12 protein-coding genes are annotated in these 11,846 nt (G+C 52.8%); 1 reads left to right on the top strand and 11 read right to left on the bottom strand.

Annotation, left to right across the window (positions count from 1 at the left end; genetic code table 11):
* Positions 1–4: 4 nt before the first annotated feature.
* The 8 genes from GJQ69_RS04420 to yfmF all read right to left on the bottom strand — a co-directional run bounded on the left by GJQ69_RS04420 (position 5) and on the right by yfmF (position 8,476).
* Positions 5–454: an arginine repressor gene (locus tag GJQ69_RS04420; protein ID WP_086035886.1), complete on the bottom strand. Its 450-nt coding sequence runs from the start codon at positions 452–454 to the stop codon at positions 5–7.
* 1 nt (position 455) lies between these two features.
* The gene (locus GJQ69_RS04415; RefSeq protein WP_086035887.1) at positions 456–1,310 is read right to left on the bottom strand and encodes an NAD(+)/NADH kinase; all 855 of its coding nucleotides are present in this window, start codon (positions 1,308–1,310) and stop codon (positions 456–458) included.
* Entirely contained in the window at positions 1,307–2,122 is an 816-nt protein-coding gene (locus GJQ69_RS04410) for a TlyA family RNA methyltransferase (protein WP_086035888.1), read from the bottom strand. Before GJQ69_RS04410 ends, GJQ69_RS04415 begins: the two co-directional genes overlap by 4 nt.
* Positions 2,119–3,978: a 1-deoxy-D-xylulose-5-phosphate synthase gene (gene dxs, locus GJQ69_RS04405; protein ID WP_174193074.1), complete on the bottom strand. Its 1,860-nt coding sequence runs from the start codon at positions 3,976–3,978 to the stop codon at positions 2,119–2,121. The genes GJQ69_RS04410 and dxs overlap by 4 nt, the downstream gene beginning before the upstream one ends.
* Positions 3,979–3,996: 18 nt before the next feature.
* Positions 3,997–4,860, bottom strand: a complete 864-nt coding sequence (folD, locus tag GJQ69_RS04400) for a bifunctional methylenetetrahydrofolate dehydrogenase/methenyltetrahydrofolate cyclohydrolase FolD (protein ID WP_086035890.1) — start codon at positions 4,858–4,860, stop codon at positions 3,997–3,999.
* 20 nt (positions 4,861–4,880) lie between these two features.
* Positions 4,881–5,846 carry a prolipoprotein diacylglyceryl transferase gene (gene lgt, locus GJQ69_RS04395; protein WP_236849737.1) on the bottom strand — a complete coding sequence of 322 codons (966 nt, stop codon included), beginning with the start codon at positions 5,844–5,846 and terminating at the stop codon, positions 4,881–4,883.
* Positions 5,847–5,912: 66 nt separating this feature from the next.
* A complete protein-coding gene (gene yfmH, locus GJQ69_RS04390; RefSeq protein WP_086036855.1) occupies positions 5,913–7,181 on the bottom strand; it encodes an EF-P 5-aminopentanol modification-associated protein YfmH in 1,269 nt (422 codons plus the stop codon).
* Positions 7,182–7,186: 5 nt separating this feature from the next.
* Positions 7,187–8,476 carry an EF-P 5-aminopentanol modification-associated protein YfmF gene (gene yfmF, locus GJQ69_RS04385; protein WP_157658942.1) on the bottom strand — a complete coding sequence of 430 codons (1,290 nt, stop codon included), beginning with the start codon at positions 8,474–8,476 and terminating at the stop codon, positions 7,187–7,189.
* 285 nt (positions 8,477–8,761) lie between these two features.
* On the opposite strand from yfmF, the gene GJQ69_RS04380 reads away from it, so the two are divergent.
* On the top strand, positions 8,762–9,670 hold the full coding sequence (locus GJQ69_RS04380; RefSeq protein ID WP_174193071.1) for a DMT family transporter: 909 nt from the start codon (positions 8,762–8,764) through the stop codon (positions 9,668–9,670).
* Positions 9,671–9,745: 75 nt separating this feature from the next.
* Here the strand turns inward: GJQ69_RS04380 and cdd are convergent, their stop codons facing one another.
* The 3 genes from cdd to GJQ69_RS04365 form a co-directional block, all read right to left on the bottom strand.
* Positions 9,746–10,159, bottom strand: coding sequence for a cytidine deaminase (cdd, locus tag GJQ69_RS04375; RefSeq protein ID WP_086035893.1), 414 nt, complete (start codon positions 10,157–10,159; stop codon positions 9,746–9,748).
* 378 nt (positions 10,160–10,537) lie between these two features.
* Positions 10,538–11,239 (bottom strand): tRNA (guanosine(46)-N7)-methyltransferase TrmB, encoded by a 702-nt coding sequence (gene trmB / locus GJQ69_RS04370; RefSeq protein WP_086035894.1) that lies wholly within the window; start codon positions 11,237–11,239, stop codon positions 10,538–10,540.
* A complete protein-coding gene (locus GJQ69_RS04365) occupies positions 11,236–11,736 on the bottom strand; it encodes a YbaK/EbsC family protein (RefSeq protein ID WP_236849736.1) in 501 nt (166 codons plus the stop codon). The genes trmB and GJQ69_RS04365 overlap by 4 nt, the downstream gene beginning before the upstream one ends.
* Between the last annotated feature and the right edge of the window lie 110 nt (positions 11,737–11,846).

The raw sequence follows: 11,846 nt of genomic DNA, 5'->3' as shown, positions 1-11,846 counted from the left end.
GGAATCACCCCATCATTCTGGTGAGTTCTGCCGCAAACTGCTGGGCGGCGTGCTCACTGCGCACAGCAACAAAAATGGTATCATCACCGGCGAGCGTACCGACCACTGCTTCCCAGTGCATGGTGTCCATTGCAGCGCAAATAGCCTGTGCCATACCGGAAACCGATTTGATAACAACAAGGTTCCCGGTACAGTTGATAGATGTAGCAGAATCCTGCAGCAGCGAGTAAAATTTGGAGGAAATATCCCGATTGTCCTCTTTGCCGGTGGAATACCGATACTGTCCGTCCGTCGACAGCGTCTTCACCAGACGCAGCTCTTTAATATCGCGGGAAACGGTGGCCTGTGTCACCTCAAATCCGGTGTCACGCAGACGGCGCAGAAGCTCCTCCTGCGTATCGATATCATATTGGCTGATTAGTTCCAAAATTTTCGCATGGCGGCGTGCCTTCATATTAGGTCCTCCTCTCTATCAGTTTTTTATTGACAACTTCGTAAAAATGATTTTGCTTCAGCTTAATAAACTGTGCTGTATAGGGGGAACGACTGACTATTACCTGCTGGCCCGCCTGCAGCGGAATGGCGTCGTCGCCGTCCACCGTCAGGTAGTTTTGCTCCTCTGCTGCGGAAAAAGTCTTTACAGTCAGGCAGGCGTCCGGACTGAAAACCACCGGACGGCTTGCCAGCGAAAGGGAACAGATGGGTGTCAGCAGAAAGGCACTGACGCCCGGGTCCAATACTGGACCGCCTGCAGAAAGCGAATAGGCGGTGCTGCCGGTCGGTGTTGCAAAAATGAGGCCGTCTGCCCGGTAGTGTGTCATTTCATTGTCGTTAAAACCAACTTCAAAATCAATAATCTTTGAGCGCGTACCACGGGCAATCACAACATCATTTAAAGCGTCTGTTTGGCGGGTAACGCCGTCCGTCTCAAACCGGGCACGCAGCATCAGGCGGTTTTCCAGTGTATAATTGCCCCGCACCAGATTTTTTAACAGGCCCAGTTCATTTGGTTCCAGCCCAGCCACAAAACCGAGCCGGCCAGTGTTGACACCAAGAATCGGCCTGCCCGCAATAGCGGTATGCCGCGCTTCATGAATGATGGTGCCGTCGCCGCCGACCGCAATGGCTGCGCTGCAGGAACCTAGCAGCTCCTGAAAATCGTCAACCCAGCGGTCCGCGTCATAGGCCTGCTGCCGGTCAGAAGCACGCATATATATTTTTGCACCCAGCTCATGCAGGCATTTGATAATTTCATGTGTGCAGCGCGGAGCATGCGCTTTTCTTAGATTGGGCAGCAGAGCGATAATCATTTCTTTCCACCACCATTCAGTACACGATGTGACTCAGCAACCAGTGCGGGAATATCCAGCGGCACCGAAGAAGGTGTGTCCGCTTTCTGCAAATAGAGTAAGTACTCAATGTTCCCCTCCGGCCCGCGCACCGGCGAATAAGTAAGGCCCCGCACGGAAAAACCGTTGTGCAGGACAAAATCCGTAATGTTTGCAATGACCTCCTCATGAACTGCCGGGTCACGCACAACACCTTTCTTCCCCACCTTTTCCCGGCCGGCCTCGAACTGCGGTTTAATCAGGCATACAGCCTGTCCGCCGTCCTTCAAAAAGCCGTGGGCAACCGGCAAAACCAGCCGCAGAGAGATAAAAGCTACGTCCACGCTGAAAAAGTCCACCTGCTCCGGCACCTGTTCGTGTGTCAGATAGCGCACATTGGTGCGTTCCAGATTCACTACACGAGAGTCCGTACGCAGTTTCCACGCAAGCTGCCCATAGCCAACATCCACAGAATAAACACGGCTGGCACCGTTTTGCAGCATGCAGTCCGTAAAGCCGCCAGTGGAGGCCCCAATGTCCATCGTGACCTTTCCCGTCAATGTAATCGGAAACGAGGCCATGGCTTTTTCCAGCTTCAGTCCGCCGCGGCTGACATAGCGCGGTCCGCCACGCACGTCCAGCTTTGCGTCTGCTGGCACCAGCATACCGGGTTTATCATACCGCTGATTCTGAATAAATACATCTCCGGACATGATAATGGCCTTGGCCTTTTCTCTGCTTTCCGCAAAGCCGTTCTGTGTCATTAAAACGTCCAGCCTAACTTTATTACTCAATTTTTACACTCCGTTGTTATGGTTTGTATCATACCGTCCGCGTCCAGTCCCAGGGACTGCAGACACTGGGCCGCCGTGGCATGCGGGACAAAATCCTGAATGCCATGCAGGTAAGCATGCCCACAAAACTGTTTGCTAAACAGCAGGTACAGAAAATGTTCACCGATACCGCCCTGCTGCATTCCTTCCTCGAAGAAGAAGGCCGTCTGTTTATCCGCTGCCGCCTGTACAGCGCCGTCGGCAATCGGTTTAATGCAGTTAAGCTTAATGATTTCCACGGGAATGCCTTTCTCCTGCAGTGCCTGCTGTGCACGGCAGGCATTGGCAAACAACCGCCCATAGGTAACAATGGCACAGGAAGCATCTGCCGGGCCATAGCGGTCGTAGTCACGGCCGGTACGCAGAAAATCTGCCGGACGGAACGGTTCCGCACCGCGCGGATAACGCACCGCCACCGCGCCGGGCACTTCATACAGCGCGCGGTGCAGGTCCGTGATTAGTTCGTCGTAGTAGCAAGGTGAAAATATCGTAATACCGGGAATGGTATTGAGAAAGGCAGCATCAAAAATGCCCTGATGCGTTTCGCCATCCTCCCCGACAATACCTGCACGGTCCACACCAAAAACGACCTTTACTTTCTGTATCGCTACATCATGGATAATCTGGTCATATCCGCGCTGTAAAAAAGTAGAATACACCGCAAAAACCGGCAGCATTCCCTGGCTGGCAAGGCCGCCTGAAAAGGTGACCGCATGTTCCTCGGCAATGCCGGTGTCGAAAAAGCGCTTTGGAAAGCGCCGGCTGAAAGTCTCTAGGCCAGTACCGGTTTTCATGGAAGCCGTAATGGCACAAATGCGGCTGTCCTTTTCCGCCAGGCTGCACAGTGTGCTGCCAAACACACTGCTGAAATTGTCACCGCCTTTGGCGTTTGGCTTACCCGTCAGAATATTGAAACTGGAAACGCCGTGGTAGGTGTCCGGATTTTCCTCTGCATAAGAGTATCCCCTGCCCTTTTTGGTAACAACGTGCAATAAGATCGGGTGGTCAATCTGTCCGGCATTTTCCAGCACTTCAATCATCTGCGGCAAGTTGTGCCCATCAAATGGGCCATAGTAGTTAAAGCCCATATCCTCAAAAAAGGTGCTGTTGTAAAGCACCGAACGCACCATGGTTTTTGCCACGGTAATGCTGTCACACACCGGCCCGCCGATAACGGGAATATGCTGCAGTGCGTCCTCTACATGGGATTTTGCCCGCAGGTAAGCTGGTTTTGTCCGAATTTGTGCCAGATACCGTGCCATTGCACCCACACTGCGGGAAATGGACATTTTATTATCATTTAATATAACAATAAAATTTTTACCGAAGCGGCCGGCATTATTCAGGCCCTCATAGGCCATGCCGCCGGTCAGCGCTCCGTCACCAATCACCGCAATGACGTGCCCCGGCTTGCCGGAAAGCGCCTTTGCCTCGGCAATGCCGAACGCGGCCGAAATAGAAGTGCTGCTGTGTCCGGCGGTAAAAGTGTCCCACTTACTTTCCTGCCGATTAGGGAAGCCGGAAAGGCCACCTTTGCAGCGGATGGTTGGGAACTGTTTCCGGCGGCCGGTCAACAGCTTGTGTGTATAGGACTGATGGCCAACGTCCCAAACAATGGCATCGTCCGGTGAACTGAACACCCGGCGCAGCGCCACTGTCAGCTCAACACAGCCAAGGTTGGAGGCGAGATGTCCGCCGTTTTTGGAAACAGTATGAATAATGGCCGACCGTATCTCGGAACACAGCTGCTGCAGCTGCGCTAAATTCAATTTTTTTAGGTCATCCGGAGAATCAATATGATCTAGGAGCTTGGACATATTTTCTGCTCCCCCGTTTTATCTGGCCGTTGTTACGCCGTGGTGCAGGCGCGCCGCTGTCAAAGTATTTTGAAGCAACATGGAAATCGTCATGGGGCCGACACCGCCCGGCACCGGCGTAATATAAGAAGCAATCGGTTCCACGGCGTCATAATCCACATCGCCGCAAAGCTTTCCGTTTTCGTCCCGGTCCATGCCCACGTCAATGACTACGGCGTCGGGCTTGACCATTTCACGGGTAATGAACTTCGGCTTCCCGACAGCTGCCACCAAAATATCCGCCTGCCGGCAAATGCCCGCAAGATCCCGCGTTTTGCTGTGACATACTGTAACAGTGCCGTTGGCGTGCAGAAGCAGCATGACCATTGGTTTGCCGACAATGTTGCTGCGGCCCACAACCACACAGCGCTTTCCCTGTATGTCTATCTTTTCATGGCGCAGCATCTCCATAATGCCCGCCGGTGTACAGGGCAGGAACGAATAGTCACCTATCATAATGTGGCCGACATTGGAGGGATGAAATGCGTCCACGTCCTTCGTGGGGTCAATGGCATTGATGACCGCATCCTCGTCCAATCCCTTCGGCAGAGGCAGCTGTACCAAAATGCCGTCGATTTCCGGACGGGCATTCAGGCTCTGCACCAGTGCCATCAGCTCCTGCTGCGTTGCCGCAGCAGAAAGCGTGTACACTTCACTGTAAATGCCAGTTTCCACACAAGCTTTCTTTTTATTGCGTACATAAGTATGAGAGGCGGCATCATCGCCGACCAGCACAACTGCCAGGCCGGGCGTAATGCCCGCCGCTTTCATCTGCGTAACCTCTTCTTTCACCCTGGCGCGCACTTCGGCAGAAATTGCTTTTCCGTCTATCCGTTTGCCCATTTGTGGTAGCCTCCCGATTTTTATTGTTTTTGTTCCGGTATATCCGTTTCACTGACCGGTTCGGTCTGCTGTTTAGTGGCAGGCTGTGTGCCGTCTATCAGTTTTTGTACCGTATCATCCGTTACCAAATCCTCCGGAATGCTGTCGTCAATGGCGTTCAGCGCTACGACACGTGGGCTGCCGGCACCGGTCAAAACAGTACGGCGCCGGAAAATGACCAGCAAGGCTATGCTGAAGATGACCAAAGTGCCCGCCAGCACCTGTGACACACGCAGCAACGTTCCCGGCAGCAGCAGGCTATCTGTACGCAGGCCTTCTACAAAGAAGCGCTCTATGCCGTACCACAATAGGTACAACAGGAAGACCTGTCCGTCGTAACGGCGCAGCTTGCGGCTGAAAAAGTGCAACAGAATGAAACCCAGCAGGCACCACATGGATTCATAGAGAAAGCATGGATGTACTGTAACAAAGCTAGTGTTCTCGCTCGCCATACCCCACGGCAAGTCCGTCTGTACACCAAACGCTTCCTGATTGATAAAGTTTCCCCAGCGGCCAATACTCTGGCCAATAAGGAACCCGAGCGACGCAATGTCCAGCAGGGACGTGATTTTCTGCCTGCAGATTTTTGCTGTGATGCAGCCGCCCAGCAGGCCCCCGATAATACCGCCGTAAATGGCCAGTCCGCCGTCGTGAATATTCCATATCTCAGAGGGATTGCGCAGGTACATATCGCCTGGGTAAAAGAGAACAAAATAAAGGCGTGCACCGACAATTCCACACAGAATGCCTACCAGAATGCAGTTCATCAACTTGTCGGGGTCCAGCCCAAACTTGCGGGCGCTTTTCATGGCGTAAAAAACTGCCAGCAGGAACCCGGCAGCAATCAGAATCCCGTACCAGTAAATATGAAATGAACCAATACTGAATGCGGCACGCTGTATCGTCAGGTAAATCCCCAGTCCAGGGAACTGAACGTGATACATCATTTATCCTCTCTCCTCCCGCAGTGCCAGTGCCGAAAATGCATCGGCAGGCAGGGCTTTTCTCATAGTTTACGGCTCCACAATGGACAGAACCGCATTCTGCGGCAGCAGCTGTGTCTGCAGCCGCTTTTCCGCCGCCGCTTTGGTCACAGCAGCCGCTGCGTTTACATCTGCTACCAAACTGCGGCCCGCAAAACAGTCGGCTATCATGCCATTTGCAAGGCTTTCCACACTGTTGAACCCGGAAATAATGCGGCCATAAACGGACCGCTTGGCGTTCTCAAACAGCTCTGGGTCCAACCCGTCCTGACGGACACGTTCCAGCTCCTGCAGAATCTGCGCAGCAACTGCGTCCGCGTCTTTGGATTCGCCGCTGAACAAGACGCTGGCATAGCCCGGGCCTTCAAAGTATTCACTGTCAAAGCTCGCCTCGTTAATAAGGCCAGCGTCCAGCAAACGGCGAAATAGCGGAGAGCAGTCGCCGCTGACTGTCTGCAGCAAGATCTCGGTTTCAGCCATCTGCTGTACCGTTGGCCGGTGAGCGGCGTCCTCCTTAAAGCCAAAGTAGAACATCGGGTTGGCAACGCTGCCCTTCACACACACCCGCGGTTTTAGGACGGACGGAGGCTCCGGCTCAAAATAGCGCTGCACCTGCATATCTTGGCTTGGTTTCAGCAACTTGTCACATAAAGCCAGCACTTTATCCGGCTCCACATTGCCGACCACACACAGGGCCATATTATTGAGATTATAAAATGTATGGTAACATTCATACAGCAGCTCCGGTGTGATTTTCGCAATGCTTTCCACACTGCCGGCAATGTCCAGCTTGACCGGGTGCGTGTGGTACATGGCGCCCAGCATATTGAACAGGACCTGCCAGCCGGGATCATCGTCATACATCTGAATTTCCTGGCCAATAATCCCCTGCTCTTTCTGCACTGTCTGGGCCGTAAAATACGGTTTCTGCACAAAGTCCAGTAAAATCTCCAATGACTCATATACATGGTCACTGCAGGAGAACAGGTAACAGGTTTTATCAAAACTGGTGTAGGCGTTGGCATTGGCACCGGTTTGTGCATAGCGGGCAAATGTATCCACGCCGTCCTCATTTTCAAACATCTTGTGTTCCAGAAAGTGGGCAATGCCGTTTGGCACACGGGTAACCTCTGTTTCGCCCGAACGGCGGAACGCGTTGTCAATGGAACCGTAGTTGGTGCCGAAAATGGCATAGGTCGAGTGGCTCTGCGACTTTGGATAAACAAATATCTGCAAACCGGACGCATGACGTACCTCATAGTAAGACTCGCCTACCCGGTCAATCTTTCTTTCCTGCATTGTGCTCAATGGTTTTCCCCCTCCTGCCCCTTCAGGCAATACACCGTATCCGGGCGAACGCCCTTGGCTGCCTGTATGATTTGTTCACGGCTGACAGCACCCACCAGTGCCGCATATTCTTCCGGTGTATATACCTTTTTCATAAAGGACTGTGAAAGGTACCAACTGTCCAATGCACCAAGAGAATCTTCCGCTGTGCAGTAACCGTTTTCCAGCGCCAGCTTGGCCGCTGCGATGTCCGCGTCAGTAAAGCTGCCGTCCTGCACTGCCTTCAGCTGTTCCAGGATTGCCTGCTCCGCTTTCTTCATATTGCCAAACTCTACGCCGCTTTGAACAAAAAGAAGTCCGGCCGTGGAATTGTACCCGGCACCGCAGTAATAGCACAGGCTCATCTTCTCGCGGACGATGAGGAACAGGCGGCTGTTGGGGGTGCCGCCGTAAAGAGCGCTCATCAAACGTGCAGCCGGCACCAGTTCCGGCTGTGTCAGCTGAGAAACCTCTACCCGCATGCCGAGGACCATTTTGCCCTGTGCAACGTTCTGGTGGTCGATAACATAGGAAATTTCCGTGTTATGAGAAATCGGCTTTGACAATGTCAGTGGTTTGTACTGCCGCTGTACACAGCCAAATGCCTGTGAAAAGATTTTGGCAACTGGTTCCGGGTCGATATCGCCCAATACCAGAATTTCCACCCGTGCGGTACGCAGCATATCTTTCCATGCCTGTGTCACACGCTCGCCGGTCAGTGCCTGCACCTGCTCCCGTGTACCAAAGCGGCTGATGCCATATGGCTCCCCGGCACACATGGACTCCGCGCAGCGATTGAGTGCAAAAATGCGCTTATCACTGTATTCGGAAGCAATCTGCTCCAGTGTCTGGCGCTGTTCCTGCCGGAAATCTTCTTCCCGGAAGAGGCCGTCCTGCAGAGCTGGATGAAACAGTGCGCCGCACAGCACACGCGTCAGTTCGGCGGTTACGCTTTCCCCATGCAGGGCATAGCGGTCAGCAATACCGCCTGCAGAAACGGTCAGCATCTGCATATTGCCAAGCTTTCCTACATCCGCGCCCAGAGTGGCACCGTACAGAGAAGCCATCTTCCGGCTCATCAGGGTATAATCCGGATACTCCTCCGAACAGCGGCTAAGCAGGAACGGCAGCAGTGCGTTGGGTGCCGCCGTGTCCTTTTGCAGCGGAAGCAGAAAATTCACCGATATGCGGAAAGTCTTAAACTTCGTATTACAGACGCTTCTGAAATGGACGCCCTCGTGCAGCATAGACTGCTCGATTTTGTTCATAAAGCGGGTCATCTCCTATTTAAAAATATAATCCGTTTAATCCGTTTCAATCTTTTGCAAACTTCTTTATTATATCACACAAGGTCAGGTGTGAAAAGGAAGGAAGCTTTGAATATTCTGTGAATTTGCATATTCTTGCATTTGTACAAAAAAGCTTTCTCCGGTATTGCGGGCGGCAGTCAGGCTGTGCTATACTGAAAACGACTTCATTTTCAGCCACTTTTGGGGCTGTTCTGCGGAAATTTGAGGTATTTCAGTATGCATGTTTTAAGAGGGGGAAAAATCTTGAAAGAAAAACGGCGCATCCGTCTGAGTGAACTGGGGCTGGTGTTGGCGGCCATCCTATGGGGTACGGCATTCGCGGTGGTAAAAGATACCAATCATCTGATGCCGCCTTCCTGGCAGATAGGCATCCGGTTCACCTTTGCGGCGGCATTGATGCTGCTGCTGTTTCATAAGCGACTGAAAAGCATGAACCGGAAGGCACTGTTGCTGAGTATCCTCATGGGTACCATTTTGTTTATCGCCTATTTGGTACAGACCATCGGGGTAAAATACACCACAGCCGGAAGGAATGCATTTTTGACTGCTATTTATGTGGTTATTGTTCCATTTTTGTCGTGGGGTCTGCACCGTGCACACCCCGGTGCAGTCAATTTGTTTGCCGCTGTGCTGTGTCTGACCGGTATCGGAATGCTGTCCCTGGCCGGAGGACACTTCGGACTGGGTCTGGGTGAGGGGCTGTCCATTGTCAGCGGCATTCTGTATGCGGTACATATTATGATTACCTCATCTGCCATTACGTCCGGCGACCCTATGGCTGTCAATACCGTTCAGTTCGCAGTCTGCGGCGTGCTGGCACTGCTGTGTGGCGCGTTCACCGAGCCGCCGCCAACGCTGAACCAACAGGCGGTCCTTTCGCTGGGATACCTTTCCATCTTCAGTTCGGCCATCGGCATGGGCCTGCAGAGTGTCTGCCAGCGGTATGTGGAAACCAGCAAGGCTTCCCTTTTGATGTCGCTGGAAAGTGTCTTCGGCTGCCTTTCCGGCATTCTGCTGCTGGGAGAAACGCTGACCATACAGACAGTCATTGGATTTGTGCTGATTTTCGCCGCCATTGTACTGACGGAAATGCCGGCCGAAAAGCACAGCCGCCTGCCCGTCCCTGCCAGTTCCGCTGCAGGTCAATCTTAACTGCTACCACATAATAAATATATGAAAAAGCTGCCGGGCCAGCGTTTTACGCATATCCGGCAGCTTTTTTGTTTATCATTTTTGCATATTTGTATTTAAAAAGGCATGCGGAAACAGTTCCTTCAGCATATACTTTCGTGCGCCTCCCTGCCCGTCCGCCAAATAAACAGGGAATTCCGGCCCGCAGAACTCAGACATAAACTGCAGACAAATGCCGCAGGGCGGACAGGGAGCAGCTGCTTCTTTTCCACCCGGTGCGCCGGCTACGGCGATGGCCTCAAAACTGCGTGCGCCGCTGCTGACAGCGGAAACCAGTGCGGAACGTTCTGCACAGATAGTGGCCCCCAGCGAGCTGTTCTCCACATTGGCACCAAGAAAGACACGGCCGTCTTTGGTCAGCAGCGCTGCACCTACGCGGAAATTGGAATACGGTGTGTAGGCATTTTTGCGTGCCCGCTGCGCAGCCTGCAGCAGTTCCAGTGGCTTCATTTCTACAAGACCTCCTTTTTAGGGTACAAATGTACCCGGGCAGGAACCCAAGTTCCTGCCCATTCGTATGTTTTTACTGTAGACTATTATAATCCACCCATGGCGGAAGGGCAAGCCTCTTTGTCTAGCATTTGCTTTCTATGAGTGCTAGAGTTTTTATTTTGTCCATATGTCCCAGTATGATGAATCTTGTCAAGCGAGAAACCACAGCGAGCCGGATGGCACCACAAGAAATCATAATTTTGCAACTAAGTTTTCCCTGTTTTCTGTGCGGTCAAGGCTGGACCGCTTTGGCCGCACTGCATAATTCTTTATAGAAAAGCAAAGCCGATACAGGCCTCTACAGGTCTGTACCGGCTTCGTTTTTGTTAGATTGGATTATCCAAAATAATTGGTTGCCGTTTTCGTTTGATCATCGTCCGGCAGCATCCGCGCTCGCAGGGCCTTAATCGGCACACCCTTTTCGGTAAACATCTTTTCATGTTCGGTCATGACATCAATGGGGCTTTGCGGGTGCGGGAATTGATGCAGGTCTTGTGTCTGTTCCAGCACCTCAAAGTGAGACTCCTGCAGGTAACACAGTGTCGCCCGAAAAAGCGGCTCATCATCTGTTTTAAGCCACAGCTCCGCATCTGGTTCCAAAAGCGGCCGATACAGGGCCAGCTGACGCGGGTGTGTCAGGCGGCGCTTATAGTGACGTGGTCGCGGCCATGGGTTGCAGAAGTTGATATACAGCCGCGAAATGCGGTCCTGTGGGCCCATAATGTTCGGCAGACGGGAAATATCATAAGCGGTAAGCACCAGATTATCAATTGGCTTTTCGTCGTAAGCCTCTTCAATCAGCCTCTTGCCCGGGGCAAGGACCGCATCCTTCATATCGATACCGAGGTAGTTGATTTCTGGGTGCAGCGGCGCAAGTCCGGCCAAAAACCAGCCTTTGCCGCAGCCAAGCTCCACATGCAGCGGCTGCTGGCGCGGGAACCACTGCAGCCATTGATTTTTCATTCTCTGTGGGTTACGCAGAAAAAACGGGCAGGCGTCCAGTTCCGGACCGGCCCACGGTTTTGCACGCATTCTCATTGGACTGTCCCCTCTTTCCGCGGTGTCATTGGTTTACAGACGTCCACCCAGCCGGTGCTGTGGCCGGCACGCTCCAGTTCCGCACAAGTAAGCGCTGCAACAGAGTTGGAGGTTCCTGCCGCCGGATAAACACGGCTGAACCGCCGCAGGGAAACATCCAGCCAAACTTGTGCCGTATCCGCGCAGCAGAACGGGCACACGCTTCCAATTGGATACCCCGTAAGCGGCAGCACCTCATTGGTGGAAAGCAGCTTTGCCCGCAGGCCAAACGTGTGCTTAAATTTGGCATTGTCTATTTTGCGGTCCCCGCTGGTGACAATCAGGACACAGCCGTCCCCTTTTTTCAGCGAGATTGTCTTTGCAATACAGCCAGGTCCCACTTGCAGTGCCTGCGCGGCCTGCTGTGCCGTGGCACTGGTCTGGTCAAGTTCTTTTACACGGTCGGCCAAGCCAAAGCCGGCAAGGTATTTCTGTACTTTCTGAAGTTCCGGCGCCAATTTTTTCTCTCCTTTCAGACTGCCGTACAGGCAGCCCTGCATAAAAAATAGTATAGCACAGTTTGACGAAAAAAGGAATGTGAGAGCAAAAAGTCAGCTGACCGGAGCAT

Source organism: Caproicibacterium lactatifermentans (assembly GCF_013315815.1).
Taxonomy (GTDB): domain Bacteria; phylum Bacillota; class Clostridia; order Oscillospirales; family Acutalibacteraceae; genus Caproicibacterium; species Caproicibacterium lactatifermentans.
The sequence above is the reverse complement of the archived record's forward strand: the minus strand, read 5'-3'. Positions and strand labels throughout refer to the sequence as shown.